Genomic DNA, 17,413 nt, shown 5'->3' on the forward strand with positions numbered 1-17,413 from the left:
GGCTGAAAATAATGTGTGCTGATTCTGCTTGCGGCTCCTAAAAATTAATTTTGCGAAATTTTCTTCTGCCACTGCACTGCATTGGCAATTAACTGTTCTTCATCCAGGCCGCTGGCTTCACTTAACTGGCCTTTTTCTAACAAGGCTTTACCTTCAACCCAAACGTACTCGGTAGCACGACTCGAATCGGTATAAACCAGCTGCGAAATTGGATCGTACAACGGGTTCTGGCCCAACTGAGATAAATTCACCGCCTGCATATCAGCCCACTTACCAACATCCAGCGAGCCAACTTGATCATCAATGCCCAGAGATTTAGCGCTGCCAATGGTGGCCATTTCCAAAGCCTGCCAGGCGGGCAGGGCTGCGGCATCTTCGGCGACAGCTTTGGCTAACATTGCGGCGGTTTTCATTTCGCCCTGAATATTTAAATCATTGTTACTGGCGGCACCATCGGTGCCCAAACCTAAATTAATGCCGTTGCTCAGCAGTTTGGCGGTTGGGCAAAAACCACTGGCCAGTTTTAAGTTGGATTCCGGGCAATGCACAACCGAAGCGCCGGTTTGTTTCAAAATCTGAATATCGTCGTCAGAGATCTGTGTCATATGCACACAGCTGACACGCTCGGTTAAAAAACCTAAGTCGGCTAAACGCTGAGTGGGACGTTTGCCTTTTTCTTCCAGGCTTTGGGCGACTTCAAAAGCGGTTTCGTGCAAATGAATCTGGACCGGAATATCCAGCTGATCCGCCAATGTGGTGACTTCTTTTAATGGCGTATCGGAAACCGTATACGGGGCGTGTGGCCCCAGGCCCAGCGTAATACGCGGTTGGTTGTGATAGTGCTTGTGTGCAGCGACGGCTTTTTCAATGTAGTCGTCGGCGCTCTGGGCAAAGTTCGTCGGGAAATCCAGAATCGGCGTAAAGCTGACATTACGGATGCCGGATTCAATCGCCGCTTGAGCGCCTTCCTGCGGATAAAAATACATATCGGAATAGGTGGTGGTGCCACACTTCAGCATTTCTGCGATGGCCAGTCGTGTACCATCGAATACGAATTCATCATTGACCCATTTTCCTTCGGCAGGCCAGATATGGTCGTTCAACCAGGTCATTAACGGTAGGTCGTCGGCCAGACCGCGGAATAATGACATTGCTGCATGGCCGTGGGCGTTCACATAACCTGGCAGTAAAATATGGTCATTTAACTCAACAACCTGATCGGCCTCATGGCTGGTGGCTTGTTGATTCTGAATGGCCAGGATCTTGCCGTCTTTCACAAATACCGCTTGATTGTGCAGTATGGTGCGGCTGTGGGAGGCGCTTAATGGTGCGACCCAGTGTGCGTTAATCTGAATATCGGCCTGCATGTATCAGGGTTCCGGATCTGCTAATCAAAGTGATGGCAGAGTATATCCGATTTTTACCAATCTCTCAGAGCTTGTTGTGGCTCTGAGCAAAGGAATTTTTTGTCTGTTTTTTGAGCGATTTAGGCAGGTGTCTGAAAGCAAAAATCGCTGAGAGCGCGATACAGGAGCTCTCAGCGGGTATTTCATTGTTTTTCTTCGGTTTTTGGCTGGCAACTGTGATATGCTCCGATGCTTTGTATTTAACGTTCAAGCAGAATGTTAACCCTTTAAAAAGGAACAGGTCGGATATCTATGGGTGAGTTAGCCAAAGAAGTACTGCCAATTAACATCGAGGACGAACTGCAGCAGTCGTACCTTGATTATGCCATGAGCGTAATTGTTGGCCGTGCATTACCAGACGTGCGTGACGGTTTAAAACCGGTACACCGTCGTGTGTTACATGCCATGAACGTACTGGGCAATGACTGGAATAAGCCGTACAAAAAATCCGCCCGCGTGGTGGGTGACGTAATCGGTAAATACCACCCTCACGGTGACTCTGCGGTATACGACACCATCGTGCGTATGGCTCAGGACTTCTCCATGCGTTATATGATGGTGGATGGTCAGGGTAACTTTGGTTCGATCGACGGCGACTCTGCGGCGGCGATGCGTTATACCGAAGTACGTATGGCGAAAATCAGCCATAGCATGCTGGGTGATATCGAAAAAGAAACCGTTGATTGGGTGCCAAACTACGATGGTACTGAGCAGATTCCGGAAGTGCTGCCGACCCGTATTCCGAACCTGCTGGTAAACGGTTCTTCTGGTATTGCCGTGGGTATGGCGACCAATATTCCTCCTCATAACATCACTGAAGTACTGAACGGTACTCTGGCGCTGATCGACAATCCGGATCTGGATGTTGACGGCCTGATGGAATATATCCCGGGCCCGGATTTCCCGACCGGTGCTTTCATTAATGGTCGTGACGGTATTGTTGAAGCGTACCGTACCGGTCGTGGCCGTATTTATATGCGTGCTAAGCACCATTTCGAAGAAAATGAGAGAAACGACAAAGTTTCGATTATCTTCACCGAAATTCCTTACCAGGTGAACAAAGCGCGTCTGATTGAAAAAATCGCCGAGCTGGTAAAAGACAAAAAAATCGAAGGCATCACCGAGCTGCGTGATGAATCCGATAAAGACGGTATGCGTATCGTTGTGGAATTACGTCGTGGCGAAATGCCGGAAGTGGTTCTGAACAACCTGTTTGCACAAACTCAACTGCAAACGGTATTTGGTATTAACACCGTAGCATTGGTGGATGGTCAGCCACGTACGCTGAATCTGAAACAACTGCTGGATGCCTTTGTTAAACACCGTCGTGAAGTGGTGACTCGTCGTACCATTTTCGAACTGCGTAAAGCTCGCGAACGTGGTCATATTCTCGAAGGTCTGGCGTTAGCGCTGGCGAATATCGATCCGGTAATCGAGCTGATTAAGCGCTCTCCAACGGCTGCTGAAGCAAAAGAAGCATTAATAAACACCGCCTGGGAGCCAGGTGATGTGTCTGACATGCTGGAACGAGCAGGTGAGGATGCGTGTCGTCCGGATGACCTGCCAGAGCAGTATGGTTTCCGTGATGGTCGTTACTACTTATCTCCGGTTCAGGCCCAGGCGATTCTGGATTTGCGTCTGCAAAAACTGACTGGCCTTGAGCACGAAAAACTGATCGAGGAATATCAGGTTAAATTGGCGGAAATTGCTGAGTACCTGGAAATCCTGGGCAGCGCTGAGCGTCTGATGCAGCTGATTCGTGAAGAATTAGAAGCAATTCGTGAAGAATACGGAGATGACCGTCGTACCGAAATTATCGCGCAAAAGCGTGATCTGACCATGGCGGATCTGATTCCGGAAGAAGATCTGGTTCTGACTCTGTCTCACGGTGGCTACGCCAAAACTCAACCGATGGATACTTACCAGGCGCAGCGTCGTGGTGGTAAAGGTAAGTCGGCGACCTCGGTGAAAGACGAAGATTTTGTTGAGCATTTATTGGTGGTGAACAGTCACGATACCGTGCTGTGTTTCACCGATGCCGGTAAAGTTTATTGGTTAACCGTTTACGATATTCCGCAAGCGGGCCGTAACGCCAAAGGTCGCCCGATTGTTAACGTGCTGAATTTATCTGAAGAAGGCGAGCGTATTACCGCAATTCTGCCAGTGGATGAATACAGCGCTGATCGTTATGTATTTATGGCAACTTCTAAAGGCACGGTTAAGAAAACCTCTCTGGATCAATTCTCGCGTCCACGTTCCACTGGCCTGATTGCTTGTGAGCTGGATGATGGTGATCACCTGGTTGGCGTTGCCATTACTGATGGCTCTAAAGATATTCTGATGATGTCAGATGCTGGTAAGGCAGTACGTTTCAACGAAGAAGCGGTTCGTCCAATGGGTCGTACCGCTCGTGGTGTGCGTGGTATTAAACTGGCCGATGACCAGAATGTGATCTCTCTGATCATTCCGGAAGAAGGCGGCACCATCCTGACGGCTTCTGAACGTGGTTTCGGTAAGCGTACTGCAGTAACTGAATTCCCAACCAAAGGTCGCGGAACACAGGGTGTTATCGCTATGGTAACCAGTGAACGTAACGGTTCTCTGGTGGGTGCTGTTCAGGTATTCGAAAACGACGAAGTGATGCTGGTTTCTGACCAGGGCACATTGGTTCGTACACGCGTTAACGAAGTTTCTCAATTGGGTCGTAATACTCAGGGTGTGACTCTGATTAAAGTGTCTGAAAAAGAGAAGCTGGTGGGTGTTGAACGTATTTGTGATGCCGACGAAGATGAAGAAACACTTGATGTTGAAAATATTGGTGAGGAATAAAGCGAATGGAGTCTGTAAATAATAACTTTGAACGCGATGATGAAATCGATTTTTTTGACCTTTTTGATGACCTGAAGGAAAAATGGTTTTGGGTTGTGGGTACCGCAACGCTCTTCTCTGCTGTAGCGATAGCTTATGCATTGCTTGTAACACCTATTTATAAGACTGAGCTGGTTATTAAGGAAGTCAATGAAGCTGCTTTGCTTGAGCTTAATAAACCAGTTCTTGAAGAGGTTCTTGGTGTGGAGCTCTCTGGTAATGGAACAACTTTGAACGCTTTTATGTCACCAGGCCAAGCTTTTAAAAATGTTCGTAACACTTTTATGTCTGCAGCGATTTTAAGTGACTTTTATTCATTTTTACTGGATCAGAATAACCCAGATCTAATGCGCCTGATTTATTCTGAGCGCTTTTCTAAATCTCAAAATTTAAAAAAGTTTATTGAACTTTTGGAATATAGGGATCCAGGAAAAGGTGATCAAGATATATCACTTGAAGTAACGTTTGAGCTATCGGATGCAGAGCTATCTGCCAGAGTTTTAAATCAGTTTGCTGAATATGTCTTGCAACGTTACAAACAACAAGCTCAAAATGATGTTGAAATGCGAGTTAATACTCAGTTAGCACAATGGCAAGTTGATGCTGATCAAATGAGATTCGCTTATCAGGCTGATAAAACACGGCGAATGTTAACTCTGGCGGAAGCTGCAGATATTGCAGCTTCGATTAACCAGCAGAAGCCACTTTATAATGGTGATCGTGTTTCTGTGGGTAGTCAGCCACCACTATTTATGATGGGTGAAAAGACCTTGCGTTCTGAGTTGTCATTGCTTAAGCAGCGTGAATCAGGAAGTGAGGATGCCTATATCAAAGGCTTGCCTGAATTGCTGCAGAAGATTGATGTTGTTAATGAAACTCAAATTGATTGGCAAAAAGTGAGCTTTGTGGAAATAGACCAGAGTGCAGTCGTGCCTTTGTCGCCGATTAAACCCCGTAAAAAGTTAATTGTTGTACTAGGTGCGGTGGTTGGCCTGATAGCTGGTTCTGTGTTTGCTTTGATTGCAGCAGCGAATGTCCGCCGTCGTGAGCGCAAAAAACTGATTGAAGAACGTAAATTATCTTAAGCCTGGATTATAACATGACCCGAGCATTTAATTTTTGTGCAGGCCCGGCGGCTTTGCCAACGGCCGTTTTAGAGCGCGCTCAGCAGGAAATGGCTGATTGGCATGGCAAGGGCTTGTCCATTATGGAAATGAGCCACCGTAGCAAAGAGTTTGTTTCTGTTGCTGAAAAAGCCGAGCAGGATCTGCGCGACTTAATGCAGATTCCAGATAACTACAAAGTTCTGTTTATGCAGGGCGGTGCCAGCAGTCAGTTCGCGATGATTCCGATGAACCTGCTACGCGGCAAGTCGAAAGCTGACTACATCAATACCGGTCAATGGTCTAAAAAAGCGATTGCTGAAGCCAAACGTTATTGCGACGTCAATATTGCAGCGACGACTGAAGGCAATAAATTTACTTCTGCACCAGAACAGGGTGAGCTAAATTTATCCGCTGATGCGGCTTACGTTCATTACTGTCCGAATGAAACCATTGGTGGCGTGAAGTTCGATTACATTCCTGAAACGGGTGATGTACCGCTGGTGGCAGATTTCTCTTCAGCGATTCTGTCGGAGGAAGTGGATGTTTCTAAATTCGGCATGATTTACGCCGGTGCTCAGAAAAATATCGGCCCTGCTGGTCTGTGTGTAGTCATTATTCGCGAAGATTTATTAGGTGAAACAATTGATGGCACGCCAACCATGTTTAATTACACGGTTGCTGCGGATAATGGCTCTATGTACAACACGCCACCAAGCTACAGCTGGTATCTGGCGGGTCTGGTGTTTGAATGGTTAAAAGAGCAGGGTGGCGTTGCTGCTATGGCTGAAGTTAACCAGCATAAAGCTCAGAAACTGTACGACTACATTGATGGCAGTGGCTTTTATGCTAACCCGGTTGCTAAAAACAATCGCTCTATCATGAATGTACCTTTCACGCTGAAAGATGATGCGCTGGATAAAACCTTCCTGGCAGAAAGTGAAGCGGCAGGTTTATTAAACCTGGCGGGGCATCGCAGTGTGGGCGGTATGCGCGCCAGTATTTATAACGCAGTACCGGAAGCGGGCGTGGATGCGTTAATTGAATTTATGGCTGAATTTGCTGAGAAGAACTCGTAGTTTTTTAGTAATAATTAAAATCGAGAGTTAGATACTTTTTCAAAAGCAGCGACAGGATGTCGCGGTAGCGTAGAAGGCTAGGGATGGCCTATCTATGCGGCGGCTGAAAAAGTATCTTGCTCTCGATTGTTTATCTGATAATTACCGGCGGAAAGTCGGCTATCTTTCGGCACACACATCGCAAGGAGCGTTCCTGCATCCTGCGATGAGCACGCAACATCCCTGTTGCTGTTCTGAAAAATAGCTCACTTTTCGCTTCAATGGGGGTTTGTAACCGCATGAGCGAAACGGCCATAGGTGAAGCGCAGGAACTTGAGGTTTTACGTAATAAAATCGATAGCCTGGATAAAGAAATCCATAAGCTGATTAATGAGCGCGCTCGCTGCGCTCAGGAAGTCGCTGAGGTGAAGCAAAAATACGCAGCTCCTGGTGAGCATGTGGTGTTTTACCGTCCTGAACGCGAAGCTCAGGTGTTACGCAAGGTGATGGATCGCAACGAAGGCCCATTGGCCGATGAATCCATGGCGCGTTTGTTCCGTGAGATCATGTCTCAGTGCTTAGCGTTAGAAGAACCATTAAATGTTGCTTACCTTGGCCCTGAAGGCACCTTTACTCAGCAAGCGGCGGTAAAGCACTTTGGCCACGCGGTGCAAACTGCAGGGCAGGTTTCTATTGCTGATGTGTTTCGTGAAGTTGAAAGCGGTAATGCCAATTACGGTGTGGTGCCGGTAGAAAATTCTACTGAAGGTGTTGTTACACACACCTTAGACACCTTTGTTCACTCGAACCTGAATATTTGTGGTGAAGTCGCTTTGCGTATACATCATCACCTCTTGGTCAAAGAGAGCGAAGTAGAACAGAATATTCAACGGATTTATTCCCATGCCCAGTCACTTGGTCAATGCCGTTTATGGTTGGATCAGAATTATCCAAACGTAGAGCGCATTCCGGTGAGCTCCAACGCCGAAGCGGCAAGGCGCGCTGCGCAGGAAGAAGGTGCGGCGGCAATTGCTTCAGAGGCTGCGGCTGAGCTGTACGATCTGGTGATGAAAAATGCCAAGATCGAAGATCGCCCGGATAACACCACGCGTTTCCTGATTATTGGTCCGCAAAAAACCATGGCTTCCGGTGAAGACAAAACCTCGATTCTGGTATCTAGTCGCAACCAGCCCGGGGCTCTGTATCAGGTGCTTGAGCCATTCCATCAGGCCGGCATCAGCATGACGCGTATTGAAAGTCGACCTTCTGAATCCGGTACCTGGAATTACGTGTTCTTTATTGATTTTGAGGGCCATGCAGACGACGCTCATATTGCGCCAGTGTTGGAAAACCTGCGCAATATCTCTGTCGATTTTAAATGTCTGGGCTCTTACCCAAAAGCGGTACTCTAAATAGAAGCGGTGCTTTAAATTATGACTACAGATTACAAAAGCCTGGCGGTTGAAGGTGTTCAGGGTTTGCGCCCATATCAGCCGGGTAAGCCAATTGATGAACTGGCGCGTGAATTAGGTTTAAACGAAAAAGACATCGTTAAATTAGCCAGTAACGAAAATCCGGTCGGTCCTAGTCCTAAGGCGCTGGCGGCAATTCAGGGTGAGCTGGAAGAATTAACTCGTTACCCAGATGGCGCTGGTTTTGAGCTAAAAAAAGTTTTATGTGAAAAGCTGAATATCCAGCCAGAGCAAATCACACTGGGTAATGGTTCGTCCGATATTTTGGATTTCATCACTCGTGTGTTTGTGAATGATGGCGATAATGTGGTTGTTTCGCAGCATGCGTTTGCCATCTATGGTTTGGTCGCCAAAATGGTAGGTGCAGAAACCGTTGCTGCTCCGGCAAAGAATTTTGCCCACGACCTGGACGCTATGCTGGCAGCTATTAACGATAAAACCCGTATCGTGTTTGTCACTAATCCCAATAATCCTACCGGCACCTGGATTAAAAAAGACGAGCTGATTACGTTTCTGGATAAAGTACCTGAGCGTGTTCTGGTATTGCTCGACGAAGCGTACTTTGAGTATGTTGATGAGAATGACTATCCGAATGGATTGGCACTGTTAAATCAGTATCCAAATCTGGTGGTGACCCGTACTTTCTCTAAAGCGTATGGCTTAGCGTCAATGCGTGTGGGTTATGGTGTATCCAGCCCGGAAATTGCTGACTTACTGAATCGCGTGCGTCCACCGTTTAACGTGAATTCCTTTGCACTGGCTGCTGCAAAAGCTGCCATGTTGGATGAAGAGTACGTTGCCAAAAGCATCGCCGTGAATAATAGCGGTATGGCTTACCTTGAGAATGAATTTAACCGGCTCGGTCTCGATTTTATTCCGTCAGTGGGTAACTTTATCAGTGTGAAAATGCCTGCAGGTATTAATGCCATGGCGGTGAATAGCGGCCTTCTGCAAGAGGGGGTGATTGTTCGCCCGGTAGCTAACTATGAAATGCCGGAATATCTACGCGTTTCGATCGGTATTGAAAAAGAAAATCAGGCCTTTATTGCTGCTTTAGAAAAAGTGTTGGCTCAATTAGGCGAATCAGGTGATTAATTGAATAAAGCCGCTACAGACTTTCATATTAACAAAATTGCAGTTATTGGCCTGGGCCTGATTGGTTGCTCCTGGGTTAAAGGCTTGCGATTACGTGGCTGTGTTCAACAAGTGTCTGGTTATGATCGTAATCTGGATTCCATGCAGCTGGCGCAACAGCACGGCATTATTGATTCGTACGATGAGGATATTCAACAGGTTGTGCGTGGTGCTGATCTGGTGATTGTCTCTGTACCTATTCTGGCAGTTGATTCGGTGCTGGCAGCCATTGCTCCGGTTATTGGAGAAAATACCGTGTTAACCGACGTAGGTTCGGTTAAAGGTTCGGTGGCTGCTTCTGCCGCGAAAATCTTTGGTGCTGACTTTAATCGTTTTGTCCTTGGTCATCCGATTGCAGGCTCCGAACGCAGTGGTGTTACCGCTGCGGATGAATATCTGTATCTCAACCATAAGGTCATTATTACCCCGGAAAACCATACGTCTCATCAGGCGTTGGCGTTAGTGCGTAATGCCTGGTGTGCGGTGGGTGCCGATGTGGAATATATGGCGGTGGAACACCATGATGAGGTGCTGGCTGCGACCAGTCACTTGCCTCATTTATTGGCTTATTCGCTGGTTGATACACTGGCGAACAGTCATGAAAATAAAGAAATCTTTAATTACGCGGCTGGCGGCTTTCGCGACTTTACCCGCATTGCAGCCAGCAGCCCGGTAATGTGGCGGGATATTTTTTCTGCCAATAAAGGCCAGATTTTAAAAACGCTGGATTTATTTCAGCACGATCTCAAATTTTTGCGCCAGGCTATCGAGGAAGATGATACCACTCAGGTAATGGGGGTTCTGACCCGGGCCAAAGTAGCGCGTGACCACTTCTCAAAAATACTCGCCCGCAGGGCCTATGTGGAACCTATGAAAGCGACATCTATTATTTACCGTGCCCTTCCGGGTAAGGCGTTATCCGGCAGCTTCCGAGTGCCCGGGGATAAATCCATTTCTCACCGCTCAATTATGCTGGGCTCGCTGGCGAACGGCACAACCGAAGTGACCGGCTTTCTCGAAGGGGAAGATGCTCTGGCAACGTTGCAGGCATTCCGTGATATGGGTGTGGTTATTGAGGGGCCACATCGTGGTCGCGTGACTATTCATGGTGTTGGTTTGCATGGTCTGCAGGCACCACCCAATGCGCTATATGTTGGCAACTCGGGTACCACCATTCGTTTGTTGTCCGGCCTGATGGCAGGTCAGAAGTTTGATGTTGAAATGAGTGGTGATGAGTCACTGTCCAAGCGTCCGATGGGTCGTGTTGCGAATCCATTAAAAGCAATGGGTGCCATTGTCGAAACCGCTGAAAATGGTCGACCGCCTCTTATTATTAGAGGCAGTGAGCTGAGCGAAAATGGTTCGTCTCTGAAAGGCATTCATTACGATCTGCCCATGGCCAGTGCTCAGGTCAAAAGCTGCGTGCTGCTGGCAGGTTTGTATGCCGAAGGCGAAACCTCTGTGACTGAACCGGCGCCAACTCGTGATCACACAGAGCGTATGTTAAAAGGCTTTGGTTACGATGTTCAGGTGAAAGGCTCTACGGTTTCTTTAAAGGCCGGTGGTGAACTAACCGCGACTAATATCGATGTGCCGTCTGATATCTCTTCTGCGGCTTTCTTTATGGTGGCTGCCAGCATTATGCAGGGCTCAGACATTACGTTGGAGCACGTGGGCATTAACCCAACCCGTATTGGTGTGATCAATATTCTGAAAGCCATGGGTGGCAACTTGGAAGTATTGAATGAGCGCGAAGTGGGCGGTGAGCCGGTGGCGGATATCCGTATTCAGAGTGCTCAGCTGAAAGGTATCCATATTCCGGAAGATCAGGTGCCGCTGGCGATTGATGAATTCCCGGCGTTGTTTATTGCTGCTGCCTGTGCCGAAGGTGAAACCGTTCTGACCGGGGCAGAAGAATTACGCGTTAAAGAAAGTGATCGTATTCAGGCCATGGTCGATGGCCTGGTCACGTTGGGCATTGATGCAAAAGGCACTGAAGATGGTGCCGTGATTGTTGGAAAAGGTGGTCAGGGTTTTTGCTCTGAAGCCATCTTTGGCGGCGGAGAGATCGTGACTCACCACGATCACCGTATTGCCATGAGCTTTGCAGTTGCTTCTCTGCGTGGTAGCGAAGCGCCAATCAATATTCTGGATTGTGCCAATGTGGCAACGTCCTTCCCGAATTTTGTTGAGCTGGCTAATGGCGCAGGTATGAATCTGACTGTGGAAGAGGTGTAATTGTGGCTGTTGTAAATCCAGATGCACCCGTAATTACCGTTGATGGTCCGTCGGGTGCCGGTAAAGGTACTGTTTGTGCTCGTTTAGCTCAGGAACTGAATTGGCAGCTGTTAGATAGTGGCGCTTTGTATCGAATTACGGGTCTGGCGTCTGACCGCAAAGGCCTTGCGCTTGATGATGAGTCAGCTGTTGCAGGCGTCGCGGCTAATCTGGATGTGCGTTTTGAGCCCACTCCAATAGGTGTCAAGGTGATTCTGGAAGGTGATGATGTGACTGACCAGATCCGCACCGAAGAGGTGGGTAGTCTGGCGTCTCAGGTGGCGGCCTTGTCTGAGGTTCGTGCGGCATTATTACAGCGCCAGCGTGACTTTCAGGCTTTGCCGGGTGTGATTGCTGATGGTCGTGATATGGGCACCGTGGTATTTCCTCAGGCGCAGGTAAAAGTCTTTCTGACCGCCAGTGCTGAAGAGCGTGGCCAGCGCCGTTATAAACAGTTGACTGAGAAGGGCTTTGATGCTAGTTTGCCCGCCCTTATCGAAGACATACGTGCCCGGGATGAGCGAGACAGCAACCGTGCTGTGGCTCCCCTGAAGCCTGCCGACGATGCCACTGTTATTGACAGTACTTCTATGAGCATTGAAGAAGTCTGCAATCAGGTACTGGATCTGGTGAATAAAGCCGGATTGACCTGAGTAAGTGTGTATTCAGAGCAGCGTACTCTGAGATTGAAATAGAACACTGGCCAGTGGGCCATGCAGTCACAAGCAGAAACATCGCTGAAGACTGGCTCAACAGTGTTTTGTTTTGAAAATAAACTAACCCCGGATAACTGGCTATCCGGCAAGCGTTAACTTCGGCTTCCTGACCGTTAATCAACAAAGGTCAAGTTCGAAGCACGCGTAACGAGATAGGTATATATCATGACCATGAGCGAAAGCTTTGCTGAACTATTTGAAGAATCCTTAAAAGAACTGGATATGCAGCCTGGTTCTATTGTTACTGGTACTGTTGTTGATATCGACAGCGACTGGGTAACAGTAAACTCTGGCCTGAAGTCTGAAGCGGTTATCCCACGCAGCCAGTTCCTGAACGAAAAAGGCGAGTTAGAAGTTGCTATCGGCGACGAAACTCAGGTTTCTCTGGAAGCGGTTGAAGATGGCTTCGGTGAGACCAAACTGTCTCGTGAAAAAGCTAAGCGTGCTGAAAGCTGGAAAGAGCTGGAAAAAGTATTCGAAGCGGATGAAGTTATTACCGGTATTATCAACGGTAAGGTTAAAGGTGGTTTCACTGTTGACCTGAAAAACATCCGTGCATTCCTGCCAGGTTCTTTGGTTGACGTACGTCCGGTACGTGACACTCTGCACCTGGAAGGCAAAGAGCTGGAATTCAAAGTAATCAAGCTGGACGCTAAGCGTAACAACGTTGTTGTTTCTCGTCGTGCTGTTCTGGAAGCTGCGAACTCTCAAGAGCGTGAAGAGCTGCTGGCTAACCTGCAAGAAGGTCAGTCTGTTAAGGGTATCGTTAAGAATCTGACCGACTACGGTGCATTCGTAGATCTGGGTGGTGTTGACGGCCTGCTGCACATCACTGACATGGCGTGGAAACGTATCAAGCACCCAAGCGAAATTGTTGCTGTTGGTGACGAAATCGACGTTAAAGTTCTGAAGTTCGACCGTGAGCGTAACCGTGTATCTCTGGGTCTGAAGCAACTGGGTGATGATCCATGGGTTAACATCAATGAGCGTTACCCAGAAAACGCACGTGTGAAAGCGCGCGTTACTAACCTGACTGACTACGGCTGTTTCGCAGAGCTGGAAGAAGGTGTTGAAGGTCTGGTTCACGTTTCTGAAATGGATTGGACTAACAAGAACATTCACCCAAGCAAAGTTGTTCAACTGGGCGACGAAGTAGAAGTGATGGTTCTGGATATCGACGAAGAGCGTCGTCGTATTTCTCTGGGTATCAAGCAGTGCACCATGAACCCATGGGAAGAGTTCGGTACTAAGTTCAACAAAGGCGACAAGATCAGCGGTAAGATCAAGTCAATCACTGACTTCGGTATCTTCATTGGTCTGGATGGTGGTATCGACGGTCTGGTTCACCTGTCTGACATCTCTTGGAACGACAGCGGCGAAGACGCCGTTCGTAACTACAAGAAAGGCGATGAGCTGGAAACTGTTATCCTGTCTATCGATCCTGAGCGCGAGCGTATCTCCCTGGGCGTTAAGCAACTGGAAAGCGATCCGTTCTCCGAGTTCGTTGCTGAGAACGACAAGGGTGCTCTGGTAACTGGTAAAGTTATTGCTGTAGATGCTAAAGCCGCTACCGTTGAGCTGGCTGAAGGTGTTGAGGCCGTACTGAAAGCATCTGACATCAGTCGTGACCGTGTTGAAGACGCGCGTAACGTTCTGAATGAAGGTGACAGCATTGAAGCTGTCATCTCTGTTGTTGATCGTAAAAACCGTACTTTGGCACTGTCTGTTAAAGCGAAAGACGATGCAGCTGACAAAGCGGCTCTGAAAGAGCAGCGTGCGAAGGCTGATGCTGAAGTATCTGGTCCTACCACTATCGGTGACCTGATCAAGGAACAGCTGAACAAGTAATTGTTCATCTTCCTTAAGAAAAACCCGCCTTTTGGCGGGTTTTTTTATGGCTGAATGAATAAACTGATTATTAATTGAACATATAGGGTTGCAAAAGAAATCACCTAACTGCATGATTTAGCTAGGTTTATTGTCATGATAACGCTACAAGCACGTTCTCAAGGAGGGAATGACTGTGACAAAATCTGAATTAATTGAAAAAATTGTATCGCGACAGCCTCAGTTATCGTCGAAAGACGTTGAGCTTGCGGTTAAGACCCTGCTTGATCATATGTCCCAGACGTTGTCTTCTGGCGAGCGTATTGAGATTCGTGGTTTTGGTAGTTTCTCATTGCACTATCGTGCGCCACGAGTGGGCCGAAATCCAAAAACAGGTGAGACCGTCGATCTCAAAGGCAAGTTTGTGCCGCACTTCAAGCCTGGTAAGGAATTGCGTGATCAGGTGAATGACAGCCTTGATGATGACTGATTCCCATTGAATGGTAGATGCTTTTAATGAAACAGCTGAAATTAATGTTCATTATTTTGATTTGTTTGATGCTATTGGGGTATGCCATTGCTTTTGCTGCCTACAATAATCAGCAGGTTACAATTAATTTTCTGGTGGGGGCTCAGGTAACGATTTCAATTGCTCTTTGGAGTGGGCTTGTTTTTTCTGTTGGGGTGCTATTTGTTTGGCTGTTAGGGAGCTTCTCGAATGCAGCTCAAAGACTCAAGATGCGCAAATTGCAGAAGGAGCTTGAAGAGGTGAAGCGGCGCCTTGAAAGAGTTAGCTGATTTATTATGGACTCTGCACTGATCTATGTGCTGTTGTTGTTAGGCGTAGCTATTGGTTGGACGCTAGGTTATCGCTTTGCAAAACAGGGAAAAAAACAAACGCCTGATAATTGGCTGCCTAGTGTTGAGGCATTGCTGGCTCAAGCAGGCGATGTTTCTCTTGAGCGTTTATTAAATTTATCTCAGCTGGATGACGATTCTGTCGACCTGTTTCTTAAGCTGGGTAAAACCCTTCGTGATAAAGGCGAGGTGGATCGTGCAATTCATTTGCATCAATCACTGTTTGCCCGAACGGATCTATCAAAACATATCTTGCAAACCCTTGAATTAGAGCTGGCGATTGACTTCTCACATGCTGGCTTGTTGGATCGTGCAGAGCGTTTGTATCTTGAATTATTAGACGCGAAAGGCAGGGTTAAAGAGCATGCTTCACGTCATCTGGTTGAGCTCTATGAGGATGAAGGTGAGTGGCAAGAAATTTACAATCTTCATGTCGAGAAAAAACTGCACCTAACATTTCATTTGAGTAAGCGAGTTTCTCATGCGGTATGTGAGTTGGCAGAGGAGGCTGTTAGTTCATCAGATTACCTCCAGGCGCAGAAACTCTGCCGTCAGGCGCTAAAAATTGATCCCGGTTGTGCTCGTTCATTTGTTGTCTCGGGTAATATGGCGTATGGCCATCAAGAGTATCATGAGGCGATTCGTTGTTACCTGAAAGCGGTTGAAATTGATCCGCAAGCATTGATCAGTTTGTTGGACAAAATGATCAGAGCTTTTAAGGAGCTGGATGATCCTGAGGGTCTGTTAAATCACTTAGGGAAGCATTGGCATGAGAGTCATTACGTCCCCGCGCTGGTTGCTAAAGTGCAATGCATGGCTGAGCGCGATGGTGGTGGTGCAGGCATTTCCGCATTACTGGCGGAGCTTAAAAACCAACCTTCTAACTCGGGATTTTTTGCACTGATTGAAATGGTAGTGCAGCACAAACAACAGCTCGATAAGTCGCAGTTATTTACCCTCTATGATATTCTCCGCCGAATTGTAGATAATGAGCCTAAGTTTATTTGTAAAAACTGTGGCTTTAAGGCGGAAGAATCGCATTGGCGCTGCCCCAGCTGTAAGGATTGGGCAACCATTGGTTCATTTCATTCGCTGCCAGCTAATACGAAGATGGATATATGAGTACAAAATCCCCGGTGGTGGTTGCACTGGACTTCCCTACCAAAGAGCAAGCTGTTGCTATGGCTCAACAGCTCGACCCTGCTCTATGCCGAGTGAAAGTCGGTAAAGAATTATTCACTGCCTCCGGGCCTGCTGTTGTCGAAGAATTGCATGCTCTAGGCTTTGATGTCTTTCTCGATCTTAAGTTCCATGATATTCCAAATACGTGCGCTAAAGCAGTTGGTGTTGCCGCTGACTTAGGTGTGTGGATGGTCAATGTGCATGCATCTGGTGGTCGCCGTATGATGGAGGCGGCTCGCAACGAAATCGATAAGAAGGCACATCAGCCGTTATTAATTGGCGTTACTGTTCTGACGTCAATGGAGCAAAATGATTTGGTTGAAATTGGTCTGAATTTAGATCCACAGGAGCAGGTGCGCCGCCTTGCTCTTCTAACAGAAAGTTCCGGCCTTGATGGGGTCGTTTGTTCTGCACAGGAAGTTGAATTAATTCGCAATAATTGTTCGCCGGGTTTCTTAACAGTCACTCCTGGAATTCGCCCGGCTGGTTCTGATCAGGGTGACCAACGTCGTGTATTAACGCCTGAGCAAGCAGTTAAAGCTGGGGTAGATTATATGGTGATAGGCAGGCCGATTACTCAGGCTGGAAATCCTGGTGTTGCTTGTAGAAATATCCTGGAGAGCTTAGCTGGAAATTGATTGTGTCTGGTGTTGCTGTGACGGAGAGTTGGTATGTGGTGCTAACAAAACCACGTCAGGAAAAGAGGGCGCTTCACCACCTGCATGAGCAGGGAGGGGAAGTGTTCCTTCCTTATCTGCAAGTCCAAAAAATCCGTTCTGGCGTTTTGAGTGAAGAACAGGAAGTTATGTTTCCTGGCTACCTGTTTTTAAAGTCTAGAAGCGACTCTCCTTTACTGAATAAAGTACGCTCTACACCAGGTGCACGTATGCTATTACGCTTTGGTGTGAATCCGGTGGTTGTATATCAGGCGCTAATTGATAGCTTGAGAAGTCATTGTTTCAAAGGGCTGTCAGAAGAAGTTTTTGACGTTGATCAGCAGGTGCGTATTAACACAGGCCCTTTTAAAGACTATTTAGCGTTATTCAAAGAATACGATGGTGAAAAACGAGCGATCGTATTGCTGAATTTATTAGATCAGCAGCGGGAGCTCGTAGTAGAGCTGACACAGCTCTCGGCATAGAGTTTCTGATAATCTGAATTGTGATGCGACAACAGGGATAGAGCGCGACGAACCTTAGGGCGGTAGCGTGCTTGTTGAATTGATGGTTACCTTTGACTTTTAATGAAATTTAAGAATGAAAATAGCTAATGCTGTTACTGGTTATGTTGGCCCATCTAATGCAATGTTGCTTGCACAGCATGATGACGTTGTAGCGCTCGACTTGCTTGAAGAAAAGGTTGAGTTGCTGAATAATAAGCAATTGCTCATAGTTGATAAAAAACAGCAATCTCTTAGAAAATAAAGAACTAAATTTCGTTGCTGCTTTGGATAAGCAACAAGCTTGTGAAAGTGCTGATTATGTAGTGGCTACTACTCTCTCTGATTACGAC

At 47.3% G+C, this 17,413-nt stretch carries 15 protein-coding genes; 14 read left to right on the forward strand and 1 reads right to left on the reverse strand.

Features of this window, described 5'->3' with window-relative positions; all coding sequences use genetic code 11:
* Positions 1 to 44: 44 nt before the first annotated feature.
* Positions 45 to 1,367, reverse strand: coding sequence for a TRZ/ATZ family hydrolase (locus KFF03_RS06180; protein ID WP_255859747.1), 1,323 nt, complete (start codon positions 1,365 to 1,367; stop codon positions 45 to 47).
* Positions 1,368 to 1,658: 291 nt separating this feature from the next.
* On the opposite strand from KFF03_RS06180, the gene gyrA reads away from it, so the two are divergent.
* From gyrA to KFF03_RS17720, 14 genes are all read left to right on the forward strand, one after another.
* Complete coding sequence (gene gyrA, locus KFF03_RS06185; protein ID WP_255859749.1) at positions 1,659 to 4,235, forward strand: DNA gyrase subunit A; 2,577 nt, start codon at positions 1,659 to 1,661, stop codon at positions 4,233 to 4,235.
* Positions 4,236 to 4,240: 5 nt separating this feature from the next.
* Entirely contained in the window at positions 4,241 to 5,359 is a 1,119-nt protein-coding gene (locus KFF03_RS06190) for a Wzz/FepE/Etk N-terminal domain-containing protein (protein WP_255859751.1), read from the forward strand.
* A 14-nt stretch (positions 5,360 to 5,373) separates the two neighbouring features.
* Complete coding sequence (gene serC, locus KFF03_RS06195; protein ID WP_255859765.1) at positions 5,374 to 6,456, forward strand: 3-phosphoserine/phosphohydroxythreonine transaminase; 1,083 nt, start codon at positions 5,374 to 5,376, stop codon at positions 6,454 to 6,456.
* 278 nt (positions 6,457 to 6,734) lie between these two features.
* Positions 6,735 to 7,847 (forward strand): prephenate dehydratase, encoded by a 1,113-nt coding sequence (pheA, locus tag KFF03_RS06200; RefSeq protein WP_255859767.1) that lies wholly within the window; start codon positions 6,735 to 6,737, stop codon positions 7,845 to 7,847.
* A gap of 21 nt (positions 7,848 to 7,868) precedes the next feature.
* Positions 7,869 to 9,002 (forward strand): histidinol-phosphate transaminase, encoded by a 1,134-nt coding sequence (gene hisC / locus KFF03_RS06205; RefSeq protein WP_255859777.1) that lies wholly within the window; start codon positions 7,869 to 7,871, stop codon positions 9,000 to 9,002.
* The gene (locus tag KFF03_RS06210) at positions 9,003 to 11,279 is read left to right on the forward strand and encodes a bifunctional prephenate dehydrogenase/3-phosphoshikimate 1-carboxyvinyltransferase (protein ID WP_255859779.1); all 2,277 of its coding nucleotides are present in this window, start codon (positions 9,003 to 9,005) and stop codon (positions 11,277 to 11,279) included.
* Between the two features lie 2 nt (positions 11,280 to 11,281).
* Positions 11,282 to 11,971: a (d)CMP kinase gene (cmk, locus tag KFF03_RS06215; protein WP_255859781.1), complete on the forward strand. Its 690-nt coding sequence runs from the start codon at positions 11,282 to 11,284 to the stop codon at positions 11,969 to 11,971.
* A gap of 234 nt (positions 11,972 to 12,205) precedes the next feature.
* Positions 12,206 to 13,882: a 30S ribosomal protein S1 gene (gene rpsA, locus KFF03_RS06220; protein ID WP_255860848.1), complete on the forward strand. Its 1,677-nt coding sequence runs from the start codon at positions 12,206 to 12,208 to the stop codon at positions 13,880 to 13,882.
* Positions 13,883 to 14,057: 175 nt separating this feature from the next.
* Complete coding sequence (gene ihfB, locus KFF03_RS06225) at positions 14,058 to 14,351, forward strand: integration host factor subunit beta (RefSeq protein ID WP_255860850.1); 294 nt, start codon at positions 14,058 to 14,060, stop codon at positions 14,349 to 14,351.
* Between the two features lie 26 nt (positions 14,352 to 14,377).
* Positions 14,378 to 14,659, forward strand: coding sequence for a lipopolysaccharide assembly protein LapA domain-containing protein (locus KFF03_RS06230; RefSeq protein WP_255859783.1), 282 nt, complete (start codon positions 14,378 to 14,380; stop codon positions 14,657 to 14,659).
* Positions 14,660 to 14,665: 6 nt separating this feature from the next.
* Positions 14,666 to 15,841: a tetratricopeptide repeat protein gene (locus tag KFF03_RS06235; protein ID WP_255859785.1), complete on the forward strand. Its 1,176-nt coding sequence runs from the start codon at positions 14,666 to 14,668 to the stop codon at positions 15,839 to 15,841.
* Complete coding sequence (gene pyrF, locus KFF03_RS06240; protein WP_255859787.1) at positions 15,838 to 16,539, forward strand: orotidine-5'-phosphate decarboxylase; 702 nt, start codon at positions 15,838 to 15,840, stop codon at positions 16,537 to 16,539. The genes KFF03_RS06235 and pyrF overlap by 4 nt, the downstream gene beginning before the upstream one ends.
* A 2-nt stretch (positions 16,540 to 16,541) precedes the next feature.
* A complete protein-coding gene (locus KFF03_RS06245) occupies positions 16,542 to 17,042 on the forward strand; it encodes a transcription termination/antitermination NusG family protein (RefSeq protein WP_255859789.1) in 501 nt (166 codons plus the stop codon).
* Between the two features lie 115 nt (positions 17,043 to 17,157).
* Positions 17,158 to 17,325, forward strand: a complete 168-nt coding sequence (locus tag KFF03_RS17720) for a hypothetical protein (protein ID WP_370647458.1) — start codon at positions 17,158 to 17,160, stop codon at positions 17,323 to 17,325.
* The last annotated feature ends 88 nt before the right edge of the window (positions 17,326 to 17,413 follow it).

Origin of the sequence: Bacterioplanoides sp. SCSIO 12839 (assembly GCF_024397975.1) — a bacterium.
Classification (GTDB): Bacteria; Pseudomonadota; Gammaproteobacteria; order Pseudomonadales; family Oceanobacteraceae; genus Bacterioplanoides.